The following is a 25,426-nucleotide window of genomic DNA, read 5'->3' as shown; positions in this document are numbered from 1 at the left end:
TCGGCAACTGGTCGTCGATGCCGTTCATGGCGCCACCCCGACCACTGAGAGCCCTTCTGTCTCGGGCCAGCCCAGCGCCAGGTTCATCGACTGCACGGCGGCCCCGGCAGTGCCCTTGACCAGGTTGTCGATTGCGGCAATCGCAACAAAGGTCTCGGCTTCTTCATCCACAGCGACCGCTATGTGCGCCGCGTTGCTGCCAATCACGGCACCAGTGCGGGGCAACTGACCCTCCGGCATCAAATGAATGAAAGGTTCTGCCTCATAGGCCTTTTCGTAGGCTGACCGTAACCGAGCGATCGGCGAGCGGGTACGTGCGGTACAGGTTGCCAGAATTCCACGTGAGGTCGGGATAAGAACCGGTGTAAACGAAACGGTGACGTCTCGGTCGGTGACCGCGCGCAAGCCTTGTGCGATCTCGGGAGTATGCCGGTGCGCACCCGCGATGTTGTAGGCCCGGGCCGACCCGATGACTTCCGAGCCGAGCAGGTCGGCCTTGGCGGCCCGGCCAGCCCCCGAGGTACCGCTAACGGCGACCACCGTCACGGCCGGATCGATGAGGTCCTCGGCCACCGCGGGCAGCAGTGCGAGCAGCGCCGCGGTCGGGTAGCAACCCGGAACCGCTATGCGGCGGGTGTCACGCAACCGCTCCCGAGCACCCGGCAATTCGGGTAGTCCGTAGGGCCAGCTGCCGGAATGCGCCGACCCATAGAACCGCTCCCAAGCCGCCGCATCGGTGAGCCGAAAATCGGCCCCACAGTCGATGATCAGAGTTTCTGGGCCGAGTTGATCGGCCAGCGCCGCCGAATGCCCGTGCGGCAAAGCGAGGAATACCACGTCATGTCCGCGGAGCACCTCGAGCTCGGTGGGCTCGAGGATCCGCTGGGCCAGCGGCAACAGATGCGGATGGTGCTCCGCGAGGACGCTTCCCGCGCTGGCCGCTGCGGTCACCGCCCCGATCGTCAGCCGTCCCGAGGTGTAGGCGGGATGCCCCAGCAGAAGGCGAAGGATCTCACCGCCTGCATAGCCGCTGGCACCCGCTACGGCCACCCTGATTGCTTCGGTCGCGTGGGCCATTTCGAGGATTTTGCATGGTTATGCAATATTTCGCAAATCCATTCTGGCCTGTGTTGCGACCACGACTTAGCTCAAGGGTAGTCAGCCCCAGCTAGGCAGCGACCTGAACTCCGAAACTCGCGTTCAACGCCGCCTGGATGGCGAGTTGAAGATTGGCCAATGCAGCACTGATGTCTCCGGTGATTCCAAGAGCTGCGTTATCCAGGGCACTCACGATGACGCCTCCGGTCTGGGTCAGGCCAACGCTGGCGTTGGCGATGCCTGTCGACAGGGTGACCGCGGCCTGTGACAGCCCGGGCAGACCAACGCCGATGCTGGCAACAACAGCATCGCTGAGCGCACCGGTCACCTCTGCCGTGGCGTTTTGCCAGATCATCAGCAGCGATTCGCCCGTGCCCAGCAAGCCGGAAACACCTCCTGCGAGGCTGCTCGCCAGGGTTTCGCCGGTGCCAATCAGACCTAGCAGCCCTCCTCCGATCCCCCCTGCCAGGGTTGCACCGGTCTGTGCCAGGCCTGACAACAGCCCCGACGCCGTGTTGGCAAGGCTCGCCGTCAGCGCGGCGCTCAACTCCGCCGACAGGTCACCGCTCAGGCTGGCCGACAACACAGCCGACAGCTGGGTAGCAAGGTCCGGCAGGCCTGCACCAAAGGCTCCCGCCAGGTTCCCAGCCAGCGACGCGCCGGTCTGGACTAGTCCGTTCAACCCGCTGTTCAATCCGGCTAGCAGTGCCGGTGCGTTGAAGGCGCCGACAAGATTGGCCGCGACGTTCTGACCTGTCTGGATTAGCGCATCCAGTCCGCCGCCAAAGCTACCCGCGAGGTTGCCCGCCAGAGATTGTCCAGTTTGGAGCAAGCCGGTGAAGCCACCGGTGAATCCGGCCATCAGCTCGGGGAATGAGGTGCCAAGACTGGCCTGCAACGCCGCACTGATCTGGGCCGCCAACGCCGGCAAGCTGAACCCGCCCGCCAGGTTGGCCATCAACACCTGCCCGGCCTCCAGCAACCCACTCAGGCCACCGCCAAAGCTGCCGGCCAGATTCGCCGCCAACGTTTGGCCGGCCTGCACCAGGCCGTTCAAGCCACCGGTGAATGCGGCCACCGCCTCCGGGAACGACGCACCGAAGCTAGCCTGCAACGCCGCACTGATCTGGGCCGCCAACGCCGGCAGACTAAACCCACCAACCAGATTGGCGGCCAACGCCTGACCAACTCCAATCAACGCGTTAAACCCGCCACCAAGGCTGCCGGCCAGATTCGCCGCCAGGCTTTGGCCGGCCTGCACCAGCCCGTTCAAGCCACCGGTGAACGCGGCCACCGCCTCCGGGAACGACGCACCGAAGCTAGCCTGCAACGCCGCACTGATCTGGGCCGCCAGTGTCGGGAGACTGAACCCGCCAACCAGGTTGGCGGCCAAGGCCTGACCAACTTCAATCAAGGCGTTAAACCCGCCACCAAGGCTGCCGGCCAGATTCGCCGCCAGGCTTTGGCCGGCCTGCACCAGCCCGTTCAACCCACCGGTAAACACCGCCACCGCCTCCGGGAACGACGCACCGAAGCTAGCCTGCAACGCCGCACTAATCTGGGCCGCCAACGCCGGCAGACTAAACCCGCCAACCAGGTTGGCCATCAACACCTGCCCGGCCTCCAACAACCCACTCAGGCCACCGCCAAAACTGCCCGCCAGATTCGCCGCCAACGTTTGACCCGCCTGCACCAGCCCGTTCAACCCACCGGTAAACACCGCCACCGCCTCCGGCAACGACGCGCCGAAACTGGCCTGCAACGCCGCACTAATCTGGGCCGCCAACGCCGGCAGACTAAACCCACCTGCCAGGTTGGCCATCAACACCTGCCCAGCCTCCAACAACCCACTCAGGCCGCCACCAAAGCTGCCGGCCAGATTGACCGCCAACGTTTGGCCCGCCTGCACCAGGCCGTTCAAGCCACCGGTGAATGCGGCCACCGCCTCCGGCAACGACGCACCGAAGCTGGCCTGCAACGCCGCACTGATCTGGGCCGCCAGTGCCGGCAGACTAATCCCGCCAACCAAGTTGGCAGCCAACACCTGCCCGGCCTCCAACAACCCACTCAGGCCACCGCCAAAACTGCCCGCCAGATTCGCCGCCAACGTTTGGCCCGCCTGCAGCAGCCCGTTCAAGCCACCGGTGAACGCGGCCACCGCCTCCGGGAACGACGCACCGAAGCTAGCCTGCAACGCCGCCGACAACTCAGCGGCCAGCGTCGGCAGACTGAACCCACCAACCAGGTTGGCAGCCAAGGCCTGACCAACTTCAATCAAGGCGTTAAACCCGCCACCAAGGCTGCCGGCCAGGTTGGCCGCCAACGTTTGGCCGGCCTGCACCAGGCCGTTCAAGCCACCGGTGAATGCGGCCACCGCCTCCGGGAACGAGGCACCGAAGCTAGCCTGCAACGCCGCACTGATCTGGGCCGCCAACGCCGGCAGACTAAACCCGCCAACCAGGTTGGCCATCAACACCTGCCCAGCCTCCAACAACCCACTCAGGCCACCGCCAAAGCTGCCGGCCAGGTTCGCCGCCAAGCTTTGGCCCGCCTGCAGCAGCCCGTTCAAGCCACCGGTGAACGCGGCCACCGCCTCCGGGAACGACGCACCGAAGCTAGCCTGCAACGCCGCACTGATCTGGGCCGCCAGTGTCGGGAGACTGAACCCGCCAACCAGGTTGGCGGCCAAGGCCTGACCAACTTCAATCAAGGCGTTAAACCCGCCACCAAGGCTGCCGGCCAGATTCGCCGCCAGGCTTTGGCCGGCCTGCACCAGCCCGTTCAACCCACCGGTAAACACCGCCACCGCCTCCGGGAACGACGCACCGAAGCTAGCCTGCAACGCCGCACTAATCTGGGCCGCCAACGCCGGCAGACTAAACCCGCCAACCAGGTTGGCCATCAACACCTGCCCGGCCTCCAACAACCCACTCAGGCCACCGCCAAAACTGCCCGCCAGATTCGCCGCCAACGTTTGACCCGCCTGAACCAGCCCGTTCAACCCACCGGTAAACACCGCCACCGCCTCCGGCAACGACGCGCCGAAACTGGCCTGCAACGCCGCACTAATCTGGGCCGCCAACGCCGGCAGACTAAACCCACCTGCCAGGTTGGCCATCAACACCTGCCCGGCCTCCAACAACCCACTCAGGCCGCCACCAAAGCTGCCGGCCAGATTGACCGCCAACGTTTGGCCCGCCTGCACCAGGCCGTTCAAGCCACCGGTGAATGCGGCCACCGCCTCCGGCAACGACGCACCGAAGCTGGCCTGCAACGCCGCACTGATCTGGGCCGCCAGTGCCGGCAGACTAATCCCGCCAACCAAGTTGGCAGCCAACACCTGCCCGGCCTCCAACAACCCACTCAGGCCACCGCCAAAACTGCCCGCCAGATTCGCCGCCAACGTTTGGCCCGCCTGCAGCAGCCCGTTCAAGCCACCGGTGAACGCGGCCACCGCCTCCGGGAACGACGCACCGAAGCTAGCCTGCAACGCCGCCGACAACTCAGCGGCCAGCGTCGGCAGACTGAACCCACCAACCAGGTTGGCAGCCAAGGCCTGACCAACTTCAATCAAGGCGTTAAACCCGCCACCAAGGCTGCCGGCCAGGTTGGCCGCCAACGTTTGGCCCGCCTGCAGCAGCCCGTTCAAGCCACCGGTGAACGCGGCCACCGCCTCCGGCAACGACGCACCGAAGCTAGCCTGCAACGCCGCCGACAACTCAGCGGCCAGCGTCGGCAGACTGAACCCACCAACCAGGTTGGCGGCCAACGCCTGACCAACTTCAATCAAGGCGTTAAACCCACCACCAAGGCTGCCCGCCAGATTGGCCGCCAACGTTTGGCCCGCCTGCAGCAGCCCGTTCAAGCCACCGGTGAACGCGGCCACCGCCTCCGGGAACGAGGCACCGAAGCTGGCCTGCAACGCCGCCGACAACTCAGCGGCCAGTGTCGGGAGACTGAACCCGCCAACCAGGTTGGCCATCAACACCTGCCCGGCCTCCAACAACCCACTCAGGCCACCGCCAAAGCTGCCGGCCAGATTCGCCGCCAAGCTTTGGCCCGCCTGCACCAGCCCGTTCAAGCCACCGGTGAACGCGGCCACCGCCTCCGGGAACGACGCACCGAAGCTGGCCTGCAACGCCGCACTAATCTGGGCCGCCAACGCCGGCAGACTAAACCCGCCAACCAGGTTGGCCATCAACACCTGCCCGGCCTCCAACAACCCACTCAGGCCACCGCCAAAGCTGCCGGCCAGATTGACCGCCAACGTTTGGCCCGCCTGCACCAGGCCGTTCAAGCCACCGGTGAATGCGGCCACCGCCTCCGGCAAGGACGCACCGAAGCTGGCCTGCAACGCCGCACTGATCTGAGCCGCCAACGCCGGCAGGCTAAACCCGCCAACCAGGTTGGCAGCCAAGGCCTGACCAACTTCAATCAACGCGTTAAACCCGCCACCAAGGCTGCCGGCCAGGTTGGCCGCCAACGTTTGGCCCGCCTGCAGCAGCCCGTTCAACCCACCGGTGAACGCGGCCACCGCCTCCGGCAACGACGCACCGAAGCTAGCCTGCAACGCCGCCGACAACTCAGCGGCCAGCGTCGGCAGACTGAACCCACCAACCAGGTTGGCGGCCAACGCCTGACCAACTTCAATCAACGCGCTAAACCCACCACCAACGCTGCCCGCCAGATTCGCCGCCAACGTTTGACCCGCCTGCACCAGCCCGTTCAACCCACCCGTGAACGCCGCCACCGCCTCCGGCAACGACGCACCGAAACTGGCCTGCAACGCCGCACTAATCTGGGCCGCCAACGCCGGCATACTAAACCCACCTGCCAGGTTGGCCATCAACACCTGCCCAGCCTCCAACAACCCACTCAGGCCGCCACCAAAACTGCCCGCCACATTCGCGGCCAACGTTTGACCCGCCTGCACCAGCCCGTTCAACCCACCCGTGAACGCCGCCACCGCCTCCGGCAACGACGCACCGAAACTGGCCTGCAACGCCGCCGACAACTCAGCGGCCAGCGTCGGCAGACTAAACCCGCCAACCAAGTTGGCAGCCAACACCTGCCCGGCCTCCAACAACCCACTCAGGCCACCGCCAAAACTGCCCGCCAGATTCGCCGCCAACGTTTGACCCGCCTGCACCAGCCCGTTCAACCCACCGGTGAACGCGGCCACCGCCTCCGGGAACGAGGCACCGAAGCTAGCCTGCAACGCCGCCGACAACTCAGCGGCCAGCGTCGGCAGGCTGAACCCACCAACCAGGTTGGCGGCCAACGCCTGACCAACTTCAATCAACGCGCTAAACCCACCACCAACGCTGCCCGCCAGATTCGCCGCCAACGTTTGACCCGCCTGCACCAGCCCGTTCAACCCACCCGTGAACGCCGCCACCGCCTCCGGCAACGACGCACCGAAACTGGCCTGCAACGCCGCACTAATCTGGGCCGCCAACGCCGGCAGACTAAACCCACCTGCCAGGTTGGCCATCAACACCTGCCCAGCCTCCAACAACCCACTCAGGCCGCCACCAAAGTTGCCCGCCACATTCGCGGCCAACGTTTGACCCGCCTGCACCAGCCCGTTCAACCCACCGGTAAACGCAGCAACCAACTCTGGCAGCGACGTACCGAAACTCGCCTGCAACGCCGCCGACAACTCGGCCGCCAATACGGGAGCGCTAAGGCTGGCCGTCAAGCTGCCTGCCAGGGTCTCTCCGGTCTGGATGAGCGCATCCAGACCGCCGCCCACACTGCCCGCCAGGTTTGTCGCCAAAGACTGGCCCGCCTGGACCAGGCCGGTGAATCCGCTATCGAACGCGCCGACGAGGCCGGGCAGGCTGCTGCCAACGGTCGCCGAGATCGCACCGCTTAGCTGAGCGGCGAATTCGGGCAAGGCGCTCCCGAAGTTGGTAAGCACGGTTCCGCCGGTTTGGAAAAGCGCACCAAGGCCGCTGCCGGCGCTACCGATCAGGCTGGTCGTGATGGTCTGGCCGGTTTGAAACAGCCCAGTCAGCCCATTATTGAATCCCGCGATCAGTTCCGGCAGAGCGAGGTTGAAGTTGCCCGACAGGGAAGCCCCAAGCTGTGCGCTCAGTGAGCCACCCAAATTCATTGCCTGGGTGAGGGCCGCACTGGCTTGAGCGCTCAACCCAGCACCAGCGCCCGCCATGAACGAACCGAGGTTCTGCAAGGCCTGGCCAGCCGACACGATGACCTCGCCGGTTTGAACCAGACCGGTCCCAAGACCGGACACAAGCGCACCACCGGTCTGCAGCGCAAGACCGGAAACTCCGGAGCCGAAAGCTGTCGCGAGGGAGTTCGCCGCTTGAAGAGCCAACTCCGCGCTAAGTCCGGCCGTCAGCCCACCGCTAAATCCGCCGCTGACTGCAGCGGCGGCACTTTCGCCCGCGAGCAGGGCAGCACCGTTGGCTACCTCAGCTTCCACGTACGAAGCCGCAGCACCGCTCAACACCCTGACGAAAGACTCGTGGAACGACGCCGCTTGTGCACTGACTGCTTGATATTCCTGGCCAAAAGTGCCGAATAGCGCTGCTATTGCAGCGGATACCTCATCTTCTCCCGCGGCCGCCAGTGCGGTGGTCGGCGCTGCTACTGCCTGAGCGGCCTCCACCAGTGCTGAACGGATTCCTGCCAAGTCCTGGGCTGCCGACTCGACGAGCTCGGGCACAGCGGTCACAAAAGACATGTTCATCATCCCCACGCAGAATGAACGGTCTGTGATCCGAAGAGGCCCGATCTCATCGGCAGAAGAAACGTAATCCGCTGTGGCAGAACTACACAAGAAAACCATCGTTTTCACCTGCCCGAATCCAACCCCAGGCAATCTGATTGACGAAACGACTTCACCCCGGGCCAGATTTCACCGGAAGCCGGGTACCGACTTCTGCTGCCTGCCGTCAGGAGTTTTATCAAGATCTGGATGCCGCAGCCCCAACACACAGTTTGGCCGCCGCTAATTAATTGCAGCAGAGTAAATTTCGCGAATGTTCAGCGACACCGACTTCACCCGACAAAGCCTTCACCGGGCGACCAGGCGATGAGTTCGTAAGCCGCCCGCCCCGGCGCCTACCCCGCCGTCCGGGGCTCCCGACCACGCCCATGCCAGATGTTCTACCGTTGCAGCGGAACACTTTTGGGCGCCCCAACGGAGCCCTCGTACTAACAAGCGGCCGTCATGAGCCCTTGGCCGTTGCCGCGGCAGGGCACCCCGAAGGTCGAAAAGTCTATGCGGAATACCCTTTCCGCAAGCTCCCCAATCCTCCTTAGGATTTTCGCCGCAAGGCCGTTATTCCACACATGACGAAGGCGGGCATCAATCCGCTAGCCAGCCCTTCGGCAACCCGATGAATCGGCGGCGAACATTATGCATCTTTTCCCGGCTTACAGCGGCGCGGGACACGCCAAAACGACCCACGATTTCTGTGGCCCCAAATGATCGGCCGCTATCCCACAATTGCGCGCAAAGCAGGCAGGTCACCCAGGTTCGCTGGGACACATCAAGCCATTACCAAGTGACCCACGACTGCACACCCTGTGAGATTGGAATGAGCAGAATCATTTGCTCCGAGCGACTTACGCGCCAGTGACGATCACCGGCAAGCACCTGCAGGTTTCGGCGGCGCCTGGGGCACTACGCGGCGGGCGTTATTGCGTTGGCCAGGTGCCGGGACGTGTAGTTCACCAGCGTGGGCACCAGCCCCCCGAATTGGGTGCCACCGAGCGTCAGGTTGATTGGGATGTCGACCCCAAGAATCTCCAGCGGCACCGTCGCTGTAATCGGATGCGGCGGAACCAAAAGCCCTTGGAAGGGAAGGTGAATGACGACCGGTATGTTTAGCGGCCCGAGGACTGGCACATCGAAGGTCACCGGCAACGACATGTCGACAATCGTTTCGCCATTGAGGAAGCCGTCCAAGACGACCGCCGGCGCGTCGATTAGGCCACCGACCACCGTGAACGGGTTCCCGGTTGCTACGCCAGTGCCAATCGTTGTCCCGGCGGTGGCCAGTCCGTCGAGACCCGCAACCGGCGCGCCCGCGACACCGAAGAGGATCGACAACGGCAGACCGAAGTTGGCGTCGAGTACAAGTGCGGGCGGATCCAAGGTTCCGGAGATCGTCGTCGAAATGCTGGTATCGGTAAGCGCATTGAGCACGTTGGCGAGGTTGTGAGTCATCTGCGCGGGAATCGAGCCGGCAGGCAACAGGTTGCTGAAGCCCTGAACATCCTGCCCGGGGAGGGCCAGGATCGGGAAAAGGTCCGCTACCGGCCCCAGCAATCTGATGTCGTTCAAGTTGCTGGTATCGAATCCGGTGATGAAGACATTGAGCAAGGCCTTCGTCGCGTCGTTGACCGCCAGGTTGTAGTTGCCGGCTGCGAACGCCTCGTAGGCTGGCTGCATGTCGGCCGGGAAGCCGGCCAGCCCGATCTGAAGGTCCTGACCCGCTTCCGAGAGCGACGTGCCGATCGTGTGGAAGTCGTTCATCGTGCCGGCGACGAACTGCTGAGCGTAGAGGCCGGGGTTGAAAGCTAGAAATCCCTGGATGCCGGTCTCGATGTTCTCCGGCAGGTGTGCCAGCTCAGTGGGTAGGTTCTGGATCGCGAGGCTGAGATCCTGCCCGAGCGTGTACGCATAGCCCTGCTGATTGGCGATCACCTGACGCAGCAACGGGAATGGATCTTCAGACCACGCTGTGCCGAGGGCATTCAGGTTCGAGCTGGTGTTCTCAAAGAGTTGCTGCCAGGCACCGCCAGGCGCAGGTGTTGTGGTTGTGTCCCCGGAGGACGGGAACAGACCCGGTAGCAATGTCTGCAGGCCGCTCAATCCGGGCAGACTAGTGAGGGCGCCCGTGATGCCGCCGATCTGATCAGACAGCAACGCGGCGCCGTCGCCGCCGATCAGAGCGGATGTGACGACGCCGATCTCCCCTCCGACACCGTTGAAGAACGGGCCCAAAGGTCCGGAGCCGACGAGCGAAGTCAGCACGCCATTGCCCCCCACCAGCGGGCCAAGGAGCCCACCAGTGCCCCCGAACAGGATCGGGTCCAACAGCCCCCCGCTACCACCGAGGATCCCGCCAACGCTTCCGCTACCACCTGAGCTAGTGCCGAGGATCGATCCCAGAAGCCCGCTGAGAGGATCGGCGGCAGCGGCCGCACCGCCGTTCAGCGATCGGCCGAGCAATGCTTCGACGTTGACGACCTCGGCACTGAGATAGCTTGCAGCGCCACCGTTCAACAAGCGCACGAGCTCGGCATGAAACGCTGCCGCTCGGCCGTTGAGAGCCTGAAATTCCTGCCCATACGCACCGAAGAGGTGCGCGATGGCCGCCGATACCTCATCGGCGGCCGCAGCCGCCACGCCGGTTGTTGGCCCTGCGGCCGCCTCTGCCGCCGCCCCGAGCGTCGAACGGATGCCCGCCAAATCTGCCGCCGCTGCCGTCACCATCTCCGGATCAGCGATCACGAACGACATAGTCAGCTCCCCTCGTTGCCCAACGCGTAACGCACGGCGCAGGGCGCGGCTACCCAGAGGGTCTCAGCCCCAAACCTGTTAGGCGAAGAATTGGCCGCAGGAGATTTGGAGCCACGAATCTGTTCGAGGCATGCCGAGACAACCGGATGGCCGTGGCTGCGACTCTCAGTCAACGCGACACCTTCACCGCCGGAGCCGACCACCACGTCGCACCTGACCGTGCATCGAGACCCGCACGGACAGGTCCGCGCCATCTACTAGCTGAGCTTGATCGCATCCGCTAGCTGCGCGGACGCGCTCTGCAGGCCAGGGATGAGGCCACCAAACTCCGTACCACCGAGGGTTATTTGTTGAGTGATCGGAGGCGTATGCGGGAGCACCCGGAACACCACGGTCGACTCCACAGGCTGCAGCGGAGTCAAAATCCCACCAATCGGGATCGCTGACGTCAACGACTCTGTTCCAGAAATGGGCGACAGGTAGGTCGGCAGATCCAGCGTTATCGTCCCTTCGCCATTGAGGAACCCGTTGGCGATGACGGCAGGCGCATCAACAATGGCACCGAATGCCCCCGCGACATCGCCAGCCTGGACCGCATCAATAAAGGTCGTCGCACTTTGCAAAGCTGCCTGACCGGTGACGATCGGCGCCCCCAGCGCATCAAGAGCAAGCGTCAGAGGAAAACCAGTGGTGAACGATGGATTCAACAAGGAGATGTTGGCCATGATCGATGTGTCGGTAACCGTCTGCAGCACGTTGGTCATGTTCTGCGAAATCTGACCGGGGATGGTGGTTATGGGCAGGAGATCACCCAAGGCGCCCTGCACGGTAACAACTGGCACATTGGTGTAATCGAAGCCGTTAAAGACCAAACCGAGGTAGCCCTTCCCCAGGATCTCGACCGCTCCACTGACATTGCCGGTCATGAGTGCTTGGAAGGCCCCCTGGTAGGCCGCCGGCAACGCCACCAATCCCGCCCCGAAGTCTTGGACCGAGTTCGACAAGGACGTAAACACCGTATTGGCGTAGGTCTGTTGGTTGGCGATGAATTGACTCAGGAAGGGCGCCGGATCGGCATTCCAGGTAGCGCCGATGGCTTGCAGGTTGGTCCACGTGTTGTCGAATAGGGTCTGGTAGGCGCCGCCAACTGCAGCGGGGCTGCTCGCCGCCGCCGACAGAGCCATCGGGGCCGCTAGCGCGGTAGGCACCTCACCGCCCCAGGCGCCCGCAACTCCCGGCAGGCCACCGAACATTCCCGGCAAGCCGCCCGCGCCGCCAGTACCGGCTTCAGCAAGCAAATAGCCCCAGGCGTCATACACCGGAGCACCGCCATCGCCGCCCTTGCCGCCGTCGCCCCACAGCAACCCGCCTCGGCCCCCGAGCCCGCCGGGCATAGACGGGGCTCCCTTGCCTCCGGCACCGCCGGTACCAATCAAGCCAGCAGCCCCGCCGTTACCGCCGGGCTGACCGGGGCCGCCGGGCGCCCCGTCGCCGCCCTTGCCCATCAAGATTCCACCGGGCCTGCCATCGCCGCCGGCCACCGTCGCGTTGGCCCCGTCGGCGATCAGCGACCGTCCCAGCAGCATTTGCGTCGGCGCATTGACCACCTTGAGCAATTCCTGCATCGGCGGCCCGAAGACCGAAGAGTTCAACGCCTCGGCGCTGACATATGCCGCAGCGCCGCCACTCAGCAAACCCTCGAACTCGGCTTGAAACGCCGCCGCTTGGGCATTGAGCGCTTGAAATTCCTGCCCATAGGCACCGAACACTTGAGAGATCGCCGCCGACACCTCGTCACCGGCGGCGGCCACCACCGCGGTCGTGGGACCCGCGACTGCCGCACTGACTTCGCCTAACGCGGAGCGGATTGCCGTAAGGCTTTCCGTGGCCGCGCTGACCATCTCCGGCTGCACAAGTAGAAACGACATCCGTGGCTCCTCTCGCCCCGCCGTGGCGACCTCCCGATAATCACCAAGGCAGGTCGAGACTAATAGGGCACTGTATTAACCCGCTGGAAAACTGATGAATTTGTTCTCGCGCCCTAGGACATGACCCCTCCGCTCCGGGCCAGATCCTGTGGGAGTCCGATACCCACGAAATGGGGCGAGGTGAACCCCACTCACGTCACAGCAAACGGCGAACACCTCAACGGCTGGTCGGCGCGCCCGCGACGGCGAAGGACAGATTGGCGGCACCGCCGATGATCGGGCGTCGCGGCAAGCTCAGTCAGTGGCTGGGCTTGCGCCGATCGCCTCGGCAAGCTGTTCGGGCAGCAAGGTCAGGAGCCCCGGTGCAACGCCGCCAAGCGGTGTGCCATTGACGGTGGCCGTGACGCCAAGATCTGGAATGGTCGCGGTGTAGGGGCCGGCCGGCATAAGAATTCCGTCCATCGGCAGATTCAGCGTCGTTGGGATGCCCAATGCGTCGATCGTCAACGGGAATGTGGACTGACCGTTGAGCAAGCCATTCGCAACGACAGCAGGAGCATCCAGCACCGCCGCGGTCGCCGCCAAGACGTTTCCGCTTTGCGCCGCCGTGACGAACGCTGTCGCGCTGGTACCAAACGCATCAAGCGCATCGACAGGTCCGCCGAGGGCTTCAACTCCTAACGCCAACGGCAAACCCATAGTGGCGTCGATGGCCACCCCGATACCGGTGGGGCTGCTCGGATCTACAACGAGGGTCAGCGTTGAGGTAACGGCCGTGTTTGTGGCGGCGTTGACGATGTTGGTGAAGTTCTGCGATACCAGTTCCGGTACCGATCCGGCTGGCAGCAGGTTGGTGAAGTTCTGCGCCATCTGCCCAGGAATGCCCAAGATCGGCAAGAGGTCTCCAACTGTCCCCGTCGGAGTGATGCTCAGGACGGCATCCGAACCGGCAGTCACGTCAAAGCCCGTGATGAACAGGTTTGCCAAACCCGACTCGAGATGGTCGGCCGCGCCGCTGACATTGCCGGCCATGAAGTCTTGGAAGGCCGCCTGGTAAGCCGCCGGCAATGCCGCCGCTCCGGTACCAAAGTCATGGGCGGCGCTTTGCAGTGCCGTGCTGATCGTCTGGGCGTAGCCGAGCTGATTGGTGACCAGCGAGTGTAGGAACGCGCCCGGGTCAGCGGCCATTAGGGAGTGGGCACCGAGCTGGATATCGGCCGGCAAGTGCGCCAACGCCGCGGGCAGATTGCTGACTGAGCTTTGCAGCGCAGTCGCGGCAGTCTGCGCGTAGCCCATCTGGTTGGCGATGAGCTGATGCAGGAACGGCGCCGGATTGGCCGCCCAGGCGCCGTCGAGACTTTGCAGGTTGGTGACCGTATTGGAGATCAGCGTCTGATACGGCGCGGCGACGACGTCACCGAATGTGTTCGGGGTGACAGGAGCCGGCGCGGATGTCCCTGGCGTGTCTGTGCCGCCCACCGCAACGCCGCTGCCGGAACCAGACCCACTCACCGCGACACCGCCATCCGAACCGGGGTCACTCACCGCGACACCACCATCGGAGCCGGGGTCACTCACCGCGACACCACCATCGGAGCCGGGGTCAGTCGCAGCGACGCCACCCGCAGACACAGTCGTCCCGTCGGACGACGAGGTGGTAGTGCCGGAGGTAACCGCACCGTCCGTCGCACCGGTCGAGACAGTGCCAGCGGTCGCACCGGACGTAACCGAACCGGTCGTCGCACCGGTCGAGACAGTGCCAGCGGTCGCGCCGGACGAAACAGAACCGGTCGTCGAGCCGGACGCGACCGAACCGCTCGTCACGCCCGAGTTCGATGTTCCCGTGGTCGCGGACTGACTGCCGGATCCGCCGGTGGCGATTATCGGGTGCCCCAACAGCGCCTGGGCAGGCGCGTTGACCGCGTTCACCAGCCCCTGCTCGGCCATGGACAAGTCTTGTTGCGCGGTGGCCTCGACGCTGGCATAGGCAGCCGCACCAGCCCGCATCAACCTCACCAGCTGGTCGTGAAATCCCCTCAGTTGGGCGCTCACGACCTGGAATTCCTGGCCGTGGGCGCCAAATAGCTGCGAGATCGCCGTCGATACCTCGTCGCCGCCGGCAGCCAGCACGTCAGTCGTCGGCCCCGCCGCCGCCGCAGTGGCCTCACTGAGTGCCGAGCGAATGCTCGCCAAATCGCCCGCCGCGGCCGCCACCGTGTTTGGCACCACATTCACAAACGACATATCGCTCGCCTCTCGCTCCGCTGCGACGATGACCGCTGGTCACCAGGCAGGAACAAAACTAGTGCGGCAACGGCGACGTGCGCGAAAGTCGAAGCGAACTGACAGCATTCACTACGGAACCGGACAGGAGCGTGCGGAATCAGAAGGCACCGGTGCGGGGGCCGTGGCGGATCGGCACCAAAGTGCCCCCGGCTCGGGTGGATGTGGCCGGGCCACCCGACGCCTGGTCAGTCGTTCAGCTGCGCAAGACGGCGCCGACTCGCTGGGCAGCGCATTGCACCGCGGCGTCGCGTGCCGCGCTCGCGTCGTCTTCGGTCAGCGTGCGATCTGGTGCACGGAACCGCAGCGCGAAGGTCAACGATTTTCGGTCGTCCCCGATTTGCGGGCCGGTAAAGACGTCGAACAGCTGCAGATCCTCCAGCAGATCTCCGGCACCGTCTCGGACGGCATCGGCGACCATCTGTGCCGAGACGTCGGCGGCCACCACCAGGCTGAGATCCTGGAACACCGCGGGAAAGGGTGAAACCCGCGGTGCTGGCAGCGTTTCGACAATGGGTATCGCGTCGAGATTTAGCTCAAGCGCGCAGGTGCCCTTCGGCAGGCCGGCCCGTTCGATCACCGCGGGATGCAGCTGGCCGGCGTGACCGACGACGGCTTCACCGACGAGCACCTCCGCGCATCGCCCCGGATGCCACGGCAGGTGTTGCGTGGCCCGCAGCATCACGTCGACGGCGCTGGCGCGCGCGACGATACGCACCGCTTCGAAGGCGTCGGCGGCCTCGACGGCGCGACCCGGGCCCCACGGTCCCCGCGGTTCACGTAGGCCAGTCAGGACCGCGGCGACGTGCTGTGGTTGGCGGGGCAGGGACGCATCCAGCGCGGCAATCTCCCCGTCGGTGGGCCGGCGGTGCACGGGAATTAGCTCGATGCCGCGAGTCTGATCAGTTGGCTGGACCACCTGCGCCACGGCGTAGAGCGCGACATCTGCCAGACCCCGGGAGACGTTGCGCCCCAGTGCCTCAAGCAGTGCGGGAAGCAATGTCGTGGCCAGCTGGGGACGGTCGGCCTCCAATGGATTGACAACATTTGTCGTCGCCCGTCGCTGATCGTCGGCGGCCAGCCCCCACAGGTCAAATACGCCGGCGGGCAGAAAAGGCGTCGGCAGGATCTCGGTGAATCCGGACAGTGCCAGCGACTTTCCGATCGCGCGGCGGCGCCGCTGGCCAGCGGTCAGCCCGCGACCCGCTGGCGCGGAGGGCAGCACCGAGGGAATAGCCTCGAGCCCCTCCAACCGCATCACTTCCTCAACGAGGTCAGCGGGCTGCTGAAGGTCCGGTCGCCAACTTGGCGGTGTCACGGTCAACGCCGCCTCGTCATCGACAAGCACCTCGGCACCGATCTGGGCCAGCCGCCGGGCCGTTGTGCCCGGGCCGTAGACCACTCCCGCAAACCGATCCGGCAGGTCAGCGTCGATCCGGATCGGTGGTGGCGACCAGTCATCGCGCGGCGGGTCACCCCGCCAGTCAGTCAGCGTCGGCGACACCGCTCCCCCGGCGATGTCGGCGAGCAGCGCCGCACAGCGATCCAGAGCGGCCACCGAAACTGCGGGGTCAACCGACCGTTCGTACCGGCGGGCCGCCTCACTGGGCAAGTGCAGTCGCCGCTGCGTGCGTGATACCGCGGCGGCGTCCCATATCGCCGCCTCGAGCAGCACATCGGTGGAATCGCCGCGCACCTCGGTGCTGGCCGCGCCCATGACGCCCCCGATCGCGGTGGTCGCGACCTCGTCGACGATCAGCACGTCGGTGGGATCGAGCCGACGTTCCACGTCGTCGAGAGTGACCACGGTTTCGCCGGGCCGGGCAAAGCGCACACTGAACGCCCCGCTGATCCGGTTGCGGTCGTGCGCATGCATCGGGTGCCCCAGTTCCAGCATCACGTAGTTGGTCACATCCACTGCTGGCGAGGTCACGCGCATACCGCACATCAACAGCCGGCGTTGCAGCCACCATGGCGACACAGCACTCGGGTCGATGCCGGTGACGGGACGCAGCGCAAACCGGCGCACGCCGGTCTCGGGGTGCACGTTCAACGGCCATGCTTCGCCCTCGGCCGGTAACGGTGCCACATCGGCGGGATCGACAAAGTCCAGGTCGAAAGCGCACGCGATCTCACGGGCCAAACCGCGGATCGACATGCAATAACCACGGTCGGGGGTGATGGCCAGATGGAAGACCACGTCATCAAAACCCAGGATGCCGGCGGCCGCGGCCCCAGGCTGGGCGGTTCCGGGCGGCAACACCAGGATCCCGGAATGCTCAGCCCCCAGACCGAGTTCGGCCGCCGAGCACATCATCCCCTTTGATTTGCGGCCATAGGTCTTGCGGACGACGATCTCGAATCCACTGGGCAAGATGGTGCCTGGCAGGGCCCCTACGACCAGGTCACCAACCGCAAAGTTGGTTGCGCCACAAACAATCTCGCGGCCCTCGCCCTCACCGAAGTCGACGCTACAGGCGCGGATCGGCTTCTTGAACCCGGAGAGCTCTTCAATCTCGATCACGCGGCCAACGGTCAACGGGCCGGTCACAGGTCCCACCGGAGTCACCGCTTCGACTTCGTGGCCAATGCGCACCAGCGCCTGCTCGAGCTCCTCCGGCGAGACATCCCACCCCGGCGCACCGGCCGCAACAACCTCACGCAGCCAGCTATAAGGGACACGCATCAGGCACCAACCCCGAACGGCAACGAGAACCGGACGTCGCCTTCAACCATGTCCCTCATGTCTGGAATTCCATTGCGGAACTGCAGCGTTCGCTCAAGACCCATACCGAATGCAAATCCTGAATACACTTCTGGATCAATTCCCGCGGCCCGCAACACGTTTGGATGCACCATTCCGCAGCCGCCCCATTCCACCCAGTCAGCTCCGCCCTTCTTGTTGGCAAACCATACATCGACCTCGGCGGAGGGTTCGGTGAATGGGAAAAAGTGCGGCCGAATTCGGGTGCGCGCCAGTGGCCCGAATTCCGAGCGGGCAAAGGCATCCAGCGTTCCGCGTAGGTGCGCCATGGTCAGCCCACGGTCCACGGCAAGACCCTCTACCTGATGGAACACCGGCGTGTGGGTGGCATCGAGCTCGTCGGTTCGGAATGTCCGGCCGATTGAAATGATGTAGACCGGCAAATCGCGCTCCAGCAAGGTCCGTACCTGCACCGGCGAGGTATGGGTCCGCAGCAACTGCCGAGAATCCTCCGGCGCGATGTAGAAGGTGTCCTGTTCGCTGCGCGCGGGGTGATCAGGCGGAAAGTTCAGAGCATCGAAGTTGAACTGCTCGGTCTCGACCTCCGGCCCTTCCGCCAGCTCCCATCCCATCGCGATGAAGGTGTCGGCGATGTGCTCGGCCAATATCGTGATCGGGTGCCGCGCGCCGGTCGGCTGCCGGGTCGACGGCAATGTGACGTCAATGCGCTCGGCCACCAACACGGCCGCGTCACGTTCGGCCCGCAGGACCGCCAACCGTTCGTCATAGCTGCACTGCGCGTCACCGCGAGCGAGGTTCACCGCCTTACCGGCGTCCGCGCGCTGTTCTTTGGGAAGCGTGCCCAAGGATTGGCGGGCCAGCGCCAGCGGCGAGCGGTCGCCGAGGTGCTCGGTCTTGGCGCGTGCCAATGCCTCCAGGTTGTCGGCCGAAGCAAAGGCCTGATGGGCAAGTTTGACTACGTTCGCCAATCCTTGCGGCGAAAGGTCGACGGGTTGATCACCCACGCGGCGACACTCTCCTTGCTGACGAGGTTGGGTATAGCTGCCTGGCTTCCCCCCGCACGGGAGTGGTGCTTGCACCCCGCAGGGGGCCACCCACCTCAGTCCGTCCCCCGTCCAACAAGTGGGTCCTCAAAGGACCCACGTCATCGCGGGGTGGGGTCACGGCACGGGTACGACGCAGATGCCGATCATAAGTCATGATCGGTTCGCTTCAGCGAACCCCACTGTACCCAGACATTCACTACCGGTCGGCGCTGCGCCTAAGCCGGCGCGACCCGCATCGTTGTCCAGCGCGCCAAGCCGTATACGACCAACGCACCCACCGCCCCCAGCGCCACCCCACTCGCCGATGTCCAGCGGGTATGTGCCAATAGCAGGAAACCGAACCCCGACGAGACCATCAGTAACGCGTAGCGCGCGGGAGTCCAGCGAATCGGGTGCCTGAAGCGCGCGGTCACCAGCATGCCCAGCAACAACGAAACGGCATGACCCGAGTCGGTGAAATCGCCGCCGGCGACCGCAGCCGCCAAGCCCAGGGCAACCCACCAGCCAATCCACGCCGGCTGCCACCGTCGCGAAATTGCCGCGGTAAGCGCCCCCAACACCGCCAGCGCGCCGTAGCTCATACCGACGTCGCTGACGTGGGCGATCGAAACGGGCAACCAACCGAACTCGACCGCACCGGCAAGCGTCGCCGCTACTAGTAGCGTCGCCCCTAGATGGCCGACGAAAAACGCGACGGTAAGCCGCGCGGTGCGCAAGTGCAGCTCGGCAAGGGCGAGCAGACAGGCCAGGCACGGGAGCCAGAAGTAGAGCGGACCCTCGTCGATGACGAAGGCGCTGTTCCACAGGGTTGCCAAGCGGCCATGCGCCAGATTGTGCAGGTTGGTGCTGGCATGCCGAATCACTCGCTCGTGAGCCTGCGGACCAAGCATCAGCATTGCGATGCTCACCGAGGCGAGCGCCGCTAGGTAGCTGACTGTGAAGCGGACCCGCGCGAGCCGGCACACGATGGCGAAAATCCACTGAATCGCGTAAGTCATTGCCTTCTACTATGCCTGCAAATCTGTGTCCGCGGTGTCACCAATAGTTGCCAGGTCTTTACGAGTGGTGAGGCGATAAATCGCCAAGTCCGGCGGAATCCCGGTTAGCTTGCTGGCAAACATCGGCCTGCGTGCCCGCTTGGCGACGACGCGCATGGCATCCAACTCGCTTTGTGGGATCAAGTCCAGGGTGGGGCTCGAGATCATGACGCCGCCCTTGGTAGCGCGTTCCATCACCCGAGCTGCGATGTTGACGTCGACTCCGAGCCAGTCAGCCGCCAGCCGCTGCGGTCGACCGGTGTGGATACCGACTCGCATTCGCGGCGTATAGCCCTCCACTTCAACAGCTTTCACGGCATCTTGAGCAATCAGGACGGCACGCACCGCGACGGTGGGGTTGCGGAACACCGCCATGATCCCGTCACCCAAGCGCTTGACGATATGTCCACCGGCATCCAATAACGGCGGCTCGACGGCCCGCGCCACCTGCCGCAGCAATTTCAGGGCCGCGTCGTCGCCGGCTTGCAGCGACCACGTCGAGAAACCCACCAAATCGGTGAAGACTAGCGTCACCTCCGCATTCGCCGGCCGGCGCGAAACCGCCTCGGTGAACGCCTGCCACACCTGAAGCACACTCAGGCTGACCTCCCGCGATGCGGCATCGCGATCCCCCAGCAGCCGGTCGGCGGCCCGCGCCGCGGCACGGGGACCGCCGTCACCGGCGGTGGATAGCGGATCACCGAACTCAGGATCGCCGGGCAATAATCGCCGCGCTCGTCGGACGAAAGCCACCACACCAGGACTGTGGTTCGTGGACCTCAGCCACTCGACCGGAGAGCGTCGACGCGGGGCAGTCGCAGCCAGCGTGATCGCCGTCTCATCGGGCACGCCGGGGTCCCCGTTGTCAGCGCCGACTTCCACCTCGCAAGGGTAGGTGGTGGTGGCTGACCCAGGCAACGACGGCCAAGCGGGTGTGTCACACCCTCCGAACAAACGCCCAGATCACCGTGGATCTGAGGCGTTGGACACGTCTAGAAACCGGGCACGAAGTCATCCAAGAGGCCCGTGATCAGGCCACCAAACTTGCTTCCGTCCAAGAGAATGGCGGTCGGCGCACCACTAGTCGGTGTCAACGTGAGCGTAGCGACGCTGGTGGGAGCCAGCAGACCCCCAACCGGCACACTGACATCCACCGACGTGTATCCAGACCCGTCCGGCGCGGGAACCATCTGCGATATTGCGGTTTGGCCGAACAGGAAGCCGTTCACCGCGCTGCCGGGAGCTGTCAGCAGGGCACCGGCCGCCCCTAGCAGGTCCCCACTTTGCACCGCGCCCGAAAATGCCGTGCCGCTGGCCTGCAGCGCAGCCGCCGTGGTGATCGCCGGGCCGAGCGCGTTCACCCCGAGCCGGAGCGGGAGGGGGACGTTGAGCGATCCCGAGTCGATGACGACTTCTCCCAGTGGCGAGGCAGTCCCGTTCAGCGTCAGGGCCACCGGACCGAATGGAGTATCGAAGCTGTAGGGAGCGCTGAACGGCACGCCCAACAGTGGGTCACCGAGCAACGCGCCGACAACGCCACCGCTGGTCCCGTCGGCCGCGGCGGCGGTGTAGCCGCCTGCGGTCGGCCCAACCAATGAGTGCCCCAGTAGCGCCTGGGCTGGCCCATTGACCACACCGAGTAACGCCTGCTTGGCAGTGGCTTCGGCGCCGGCATACGCGGCTGCGGCGGTGTTCAACAGGGCGACGATCTGCTCATGAAACGCGGCTGCCTGGGCGCCCAGCTCCTGGAACTCCTCGGCGGCCGACCCAAATGCAGCGGTGACGGCTATCGAAACTCCATCGGCCGCGGGTGCGACAAGCTCGATCGTCGGTGCCGCGGCAGCAGCCTGGGCCGCAGTTAGGGCCGAGCCAATGCTTTCCACATTGTCGGCCGCTGCGGCCACCATTTCGGGCGCCACGTTCAGAAACGACATAGCTCTGTCTCCCTTGATTGACCAAAAGATTCACCAGCTAAACACCGCGAAAGTTAGTGTACAGCCGAGCAAACGTCCTGTTTATAACAATTTCTTGGGAGCTCTCCCCGAGGCCGGATTTCCGCTACCCGCGATGTCCGCCAACCATGGTTCAGGTGCCGCCCCAACCGCCAGTCAGCGGCCCTCGCGGGAGCGGCCGGGACCGAATTTCTGGACAACAAACAGGCTGATCACGCCGTTGCTACACCACTGTGGACACTCGGTAACACCATCGCCGGATATCCGCCGAAATCGTAGACAACGTGCGTTGTCACCGCCTATCGTGAGCGCAAATTGAACGCATGGAGGCCGTGATGACAGCCACCTCTCCGCCAGCGGCCAACCCGCTCGGGCCAGACTCGCTGACCTGGAAATACTTCGGCGACCTACGCACCGGGATGATGGGCGTGTGGATCGGCGCGATCCAAAACATGTATCCCGAGCTGGGCGCTGGCGTCACGGAACACTCGATCCTGCTCCGCGAGCCACTGCAGCGGGTGGCCCGGTCGGTCTACCCCATCATGGGTGTGGTCTACGACGGCGACCGCGCCGCTCAGACCGGACAGCAGATCAAGGGTTATCACCGAACCATCAAGGGCGTGGACGCCGGTGGACGTCGATACCACGCACTCAATCCGGAAACCTTCTACTGGGCACATGCCACGTTCTTCATGCTGGTGGTCAAGGTGGCCGAATACTTCTGCGGTGGCTTGACCGAGGCCGAGAAGCGCCAGTTGTTCGACGAGCACGTGCAGTGGTACCGGATGTACGGGATGAGCATGCGCCCGGTGCCCGAGACGTGGGAAGACTTTCAGGATTACTGGGAGCGGGTGGGCCGCGACGAACTCGAGATCAATCAGGCCACCCTCGACATTTTCAATATGCGCATCCCCAAGCCGAAGTTCGTACTCATGCCCACAGGCATCTGGGACCAGCTGTTCCGACCGCTGGTGGCCGGTCAGCGCTGGATTGCCGCCGGCCTGTTCGAGCCGGCCGTCCGTGAGAAGGCGGGCATGCACTGGACCCAGGGCGACGAGGTGTTGTTGCGATTGTTCGGCAAGGCCGTCGAGTTGGCGTTTCTGGCGGTGCCCGATGAGATCCGGCTACACCCCCGGGCGCTGGCCGCCTACCGACGGGCTGAGGGACGAGTCAAACGTGACGCTCCACTGGTCGAGGCGCCCAGTTTCATGGCGCCTCCATCGGATCGCCGTGGCCTGCCCATGCACTACTTTCCGCCACGCGCCCACCCGGCCAAGGTATTGCTCGAACGGGCGGGATCGCTGGTCCACAGCACCCTCTCGATCGCCGGGCTGCGGCCCGCTCGCGGTCGGAGTCGCACCACGACCGCGGCCTAGGAATCAGCGATCGCTGCTCAATGCCCGGGCGCTCTGATACAGACAAATGGCCGCGGCCGCGGCCACGTTGAGGCTCTCCGCTCCCCCAGACATCGGAATGCGGACGCGGTGATGCGCCGCAGCAGCGACCTCGGCCGACAATCCGTGTGCTTCCGGGCCGAACAGCCACGCGGTGGGAGCTTCGAGCAGTTGGTCGATGTCGTCGAGGGACTTCTCACCGTCTACCACGCTGGCCAGCACCTGTAGACCGGCCCCGCGCAACGCACCAAGCGCTGCGCTGGTGTCAGGCGCGACGATGACGGGAATCGCAAAGATGCTGCCGGCCGATGCGCGCAAACACTTCCCGTTATAGGGATCGACACTGTTGCCGGCCAGAACCACCGCGTTGGCCCCCATGGCATCGGCAATGCGGATGAGTGTGCCCGCGTTGCCCGGCTCGCCGATCTCGACGGCCACCGCAACCAGCCGCGGCGCACCGCTGAGTACCCCCGCCAACCCGGTCGTCGGCATTTGGCAGACGGCAACGAGGCCGCTTGGGGTAACGGTGTCGGACAAAGCCTTTGCGGCACGCTCTGTCACCACATAGACCGGCGCGTCCTGCCGGGCTAGCAGCGGCTCGTGCCGTTGCTCGGCGGCCTCGGTGACAAACAGCTCGCGGATCAGCCCGCGCGCCGCCGCGGCCTCGACGAGGTTAGGCCCTTCGGCAAGAAAGCGGCCCGTGCGGCGACGCCCCACGTGGCGCTGCAATTTTGCCGCTGCCGAAACCCTGGCCGAGCGCTCGGTGAGAATCTGAGCGGGGCCGGTGGGCCGGCTCCGCTCAGATTCGTGCACGGCATACGCGGTCGCCGGATAGCGACGAAAGTGCCCGGCTCCTCGTCGGGCCGGGCACAGTCCGCATCGTCGCCAGGTTAAGCAGCCTCTCCGGAGGGAGCGTTGACATCCTCCGGCAGCGCAGCGCGGGCAACATCGACCAGCGCGGTGAACGCCGCCGGATCGGTGATCGCGATGTCAGCCAGGTTCTTGCGGTCCACCTCGACGCCAGCGGCCTTGAGCCCCTGAATCAGCCGGTTGTAGGTGATGTCGTTGGCACGCGCGGCCGCATTGATGCGCGAGATCCACAATTTCCGGAACTCGCCCTTGCGCGCGCGACGGTCACGGTAGGCGTAGTTCAGTGAATGCAGCTGCTGCTCTTTGGCTTTGCGGTAGAGCCGCGACCGCTGGCCGCGATAGCCTTTCGAGGCCTTTAGGACTGAGCGCCGCTTCTTGTGGGCATTAACTGCCCGCTTAACGCGTGCCATGGGTTGTTCCTACTCTCATTCGGACGTGGTTGGTCAGGTGCTGGCGCCGGCCGGTCTTTGAGACGGCGGGTTAGCCATTCAGCAGCGATTTGACTCGCTTGGTGTCGTTGGCGGCCACCGTGGTGCGGCCATCCAGGCGCCGGGTTCGCTTGCTCGACTTGTGCTCGAGCAGGTGCCGACGGTTGGCCTTCTGCCGGACAATCTTTCCGGTACCGGTACGCCGGAAGCGCTTCGAGGCCCCGCTGTGGGTCTTAGCCTTGGGCATTTTTCCTCAGTTCTGGTGTTCGCTAACGAGTTAGTTCGGTTGGTTGTCACCGTCGGCCGAATGGGCCGCGGGGTCGTCAGGATGCCGGGCCCTGGCACGTGTCTTTGCGCCGCGGTGCGGTGCCAGCACCATCGTCATGTTGCGCCCGTCCTGCTTGGCGGAGGTTTCGACGAACCCGTACTCGGCGACATCGGCGCCCAGCCGCTGCAGCAGTCGGTAGCCCAACTCCGGCCTGGACTGCTCGCGCCCGCGGAACATGATGGTGACCTTGACCTTCGATCCCGCCTCCAGGAAGCGGATCACGTGGCCCTTTTTGGTCTCGTAATCATGGTCGTCGATCTTCGGCCGCAGCTTCTGTTCTTTGACAACGGTCTGCTGCTGGTTGCGGCGGGATTCACGCGCCTTTTGCGCCGCCTCGTACTTGTACTTGCCGTAGTCCATGATCTTGCAGACCGGTGCTCTGGCGTTCGGGGCAACTTCGACAAGGTCGAGGTCGGCATCCGCGGCGACGCGGAGTGCGTCTTCGATACGCACTATGCCTACCTGCTCCCCTCCTGGGCCGATCAATCGGACTTCAGGTACGCGAATGCGCTCGTTGACGCGGGTCTCAGTGCTGATGGGGCCTCCCTGGTTGGTCTTATTCCACGGCGGTCAGAGCCCGGACGGGCGGGAATCAGCGCGGTGGAATGCCAAGCCATCAGCAAAAAAGCCCTGCGCTAGCAGGGCCCAATGCCGACCGATCGCGGGCCCAGTAGTGACTACTGCAGCCGCCTGCGTCACACGCAGAACAGGCAATTTCGTGATGCCTGTGACCGGACCGCACAACCTTGAAAACCGAGAAAGTTCTCGTGGCTAGCGGTGGGAGTGGGACTCCACTTAACTGTCCCTGGCCTTCGCCGGGATGGTCGCGACCGTC

General features: G+C 64.8%; 15 protein-coding genes. 1 reads left to right on the top strand and 14 read right to left on the bottom strand.

Annotation, left to right across the window (positions count from 1 at the left end):
- Nucleotides 1-24: 24 nt before the first annotated feature.
- The 10 genes from argC to CCUG20998_RS11805 form a co-directional block, all read right to left on the bottom strand.
- Nucleotides 25-1,077, bottom strand: coding sequence for an N-acetyl-gamma-glutamyl-phosphate reductase (gene argC, locus CCUG20998_RS11870; RefSeq protein ID WP_020728744.1), 1,053 nt, complete (start codon nucleotides 1,075-1,077; stop codon nucleotides 25-27).
- 91 nt (nucleotides 1,078-1,168) lie between these two features.
- Nucleotides 1,169-7,810: a PE family protein gene (locus CCUG20998_RS28100; protein WP_205869992.1), complete on the bottom strand. Its 6,642-nt coding sequence runs from the start codon at nucleotides 7,808-7,810 to the stop codon at nucleotides 1,169-1,171.
- 945 nt (nucleotides 7,811-8,755) lie between these two features.
- Nucleotides 8,756-10,600, bottom strand: coding sequence for a PE family protein (locus tag CCUG20998_RS11840; protein WP_020728742.1), 1,845 nt, complete (start codon nucleotides 10,598-10,600; stop codon nucleotides 8,756-8,758).
- 257 nt (nucleotides 10,601-10,857) lie between these two features.
- The gene (locus tag CCUG20998_RS11835; protein WP_036455621.1) at nucleotides 10,858-12,528 is read right to left on the bottom strand and encodes a PE family protein; all 1,671 of its coding nucleotides are present in this window, start codon (nucleotides 12,526-12,528) and stop codon (nucleotides 10,858-10,860) included.
- 294 nt (nucleotides 12,529-12,822) lie between these two features.
- Nucleotides 12,823-14,772: a PE family protein gene (locus tag CCUG20998_RS11830; protein ID WP_020728740.1), complete on the bottom strand. Its 1,950-nt coding sequence runs from the start codon at nucleotides 14,770-14,772 to the stop codon at nucleotides 12,823-12,825.
- Between the two features lie 235 nt (nucleotides 14,773-15,007).
- The gene (gene pheT, locus CCUG20998_RS11825; RefSeq protein WP_020728739.1) at nucleotides 15,008-17,497 is read right to left on the bottom strand and encodes a phenylalanine--tRNA ligase subunit beta; all 2,490 of its coding nucleotides are present in this window, start codon (nucleotides 17,495-17,497) and stop codon (nucleotides 15,008-15,010) included.
- Nucleotides 17,497-18,540, bottom strand: a complete 1,044-nt coding sequence (gene pheS, locus CCUG20998_RS11820; RefSeq protein WP_020728738.1) for a phenylalanine--tRNA ligase subunit alpha — start codon at nucleotides 18,538-18,540, stop codon at nucleotides 17,497-17,499. Before pheS ends, pheT begins: the two co-directional genes overlap by 1 nt.
- A gap of 257 nt (nucleotides 18,541-18,797) precedes the next feature.
- A complete protein-coding gene (locus CCUG20998_RS11815) occupies nucleotides 18,798-19,580 on the bottom strand; it encodes a rhomboid-like protein (RefSeq protein ID WP_020728737.1) in 783 nt (260 codons plus the stop codon).
- A 9-nt stretch (nucleotides 19,581-19,589) separates the two neighbouring features.
- Nucleotides 19,590-20,501, bottom strand: coding sequence for an adenylate/guanylate cyclase domain-containing protein (locus CCUG20998_RS11810; protein ID WP_011739753.1), 912 nt, complete (start codon nucleotides 20,499-20,501; stop codon nucleotides 19,590-19,592).
- Nucleotides 20,502-20,611: 110 nt separating this feature from the next.
- The gene (locus tag CCUG20998_RS11805) at nucleotides 20,612-21,553 is read right to left on the bottom strand and encodes a PE family protein (protein ID WP_012394195.1); all 942 of its coding nucleotides are present in this window, start codon (nucleotides 21,551-21,553) and stop codon (nucleotides 20,612-20,614) included.
- 353 nt (nucleotides 21,554-21,906) lie between these two features.
- On the opposite strand from CCUG20998_RS11805, the gene CCUG20998_RS11800 reads away from it, so the two are divergent.
- Nucleotides 21,907-22,947, top strand: a complete 1,041-nt coding sequence (locus CCUG20998_RS11800) for an oxygenase MpaB family protein (protein ID WP_036455874.1) — start codon at nucleotides 21,907-21,909, stop codon at nucleotides 22,945-22,947.
- Between the two features lie 3 nt (nucleotides 22,948-22,950).
- Here the strand turns inward: CCUG20998_RS11800 and CCUG20998_RS11795 are convergent, their stop codons facing one another.
- The 4 genes from CCUG20998_RS11795 to infC all read right to left on the bottom strand — a co-directional run bounded on the left by CCUG20998_RS11795 (nucleotide 22,951) and on the right by infC (nucleotide 25,128).
- Nucleotides 22,951-23,736: a TrmH family RNA methyltransferase gene (locus CCUG20998_RS11795; protein WP_036455872.1), complete on the bottom strand. Its 786-nt coding sequence runs from the start codon at nucleotides 23,734-23,736 to the stop codon at nucleotides 22,951-22,953.
- 119 nt (nucleotides 23,737-23,855) lie between these two features.
- Nucleotides 23,856-24,245 (bottom strand): 50S ribosomal protein L20, encoded by a 390-nt coding sequence (gene rplT, locus CCUG20998_RS11790; protein WP_012394192.1) that lies wholly within the window; start codon nucleotides 24,243-24,245, stop codon nucleotides 23,856-23,858.
- A 70-nt stretch (nucleotides 24,246-24,315) separates the two neighbouring features.
- On the bottom strand, nucleotides 24,316-24,510 hold the full coding sequence (gene rpmI / locus CCUG20998_RS11785) for a 50S ribosomal protein L35 (protein ID WP_011739748.1): 195 nt from the start codon (nucleotides 24,508-24,510) through the stop codon (nucleotides 24,316-24,318).
- Nucleotides 24,511-24,540: 30 nt separating this feature from the next.
- On the bottom strand, nucleotides 24,541-25,128 hold the full coding sequence (gene infC / locus CCUG20998_RS11780) for a translation initiation factor IF-3 (protein ID WP_103654037.1): 588 nt from the start codon (nucleotides 25,126-25,128) through the stop codon (nucleotides 24,541-24,543).
- Nucleotides 25,129-25,426 lie beyond the last annotated feature (298 nt).

It is taken from the genome of Mycobacterium marinum, assembly GCF_003391395.1.
GTDB classification, from domain to species: Bacteria; Actinomycetota; Actinomycetes; order Mycobacteriales; family Mycobacteriaceae; genus Mycobacterium; species Mycobacterium marinum.
Note: the sequence above shows the minus strand (reverse complement) of the source record. Positions and strands in the feature narration are given on the sequence as shown.

Bases quoted from the DNA above. Each gene is read 5' to 3' on its own strand.
- CCUG20998_RS11800 (WP_036455874.1), top strand. From the start codon at position 21,907: ATGACAGCCACCTCTCCGCCAGCGGCCAACCCGCTCGGGCCAGACTCG.
- rplT (WP_012394192.1), bottom strand. From the start codon at position 24,245: ATGGCACGCGTTAAGCGGGCAGTTAATGCCCACAAGAAGCGGCGCTCA.
- CCUG20998_RS11815 (WP_020728737.1), bottom strand. From the start codon at position 19,580: ATGACTTACGCGATTCAGTGGATTTTCGCCATCGTGTGCCGGCTCGCG.
- rpmI (WP_011739748.1), bottom strand. From the start codon at position 24,510: ATGCCCAAGGCTAAGACCCACAGCGGGGCCTCGAAGCGCTTCCGGCGT.
- CCUG20998_RS11830 (WP_020728740.1), bottom strand. From the start codon at position 14,772: ATGTCGTTTGTGAATGTGGTGCCAAACACGGTGGCGGCCGCGGCGGGC.
- CCUG20998_RS11840 (WP_020728742.1), bottom strand. From the start codon at position 10,600: ATGTCGTTCGTGATCGCTGATCCGGAGATGGTGACGGCAGCGGCGGCA.
- CCUG20998_RS11835 (WP_036455621.1), bottom strand. From the start codon at position 12,528: ATGTCGTTTCTACTTGTGCAGCCGGAGATGGTCAGCGCGGCCACGGAA.
- argC (WP_020728744.1), bottom strand. From the start codon at position 1,077: ATGGCCCACGCGACCGAAGCAATCAGGGTGGCCGTAGCGGGTGCCAGC.
- pheT (WP_020728739.1), bottom strand. From the start codon at position 17,497: ATGCGTGTCCCTTATAGCTGGCTGCGTGAGGTTGTTGCGGCCGGTGCG.
- CCUG20998_RS11805 (WP_012394195.1), bottom strand. From the start codon at position 21,553: ATGTCGTTTCTGAACGTGGCGCCCGAAATGGTGGCCGCAGCGGCCGAC.
- CCUG20998_RS28100 (WP_205869992.1), bottom strand. From the start codon at position 7,810: ATGTCTTTTGTGACCGCTGTGCCCGAGCTCGTCGAGTCGGCAGCCCAG.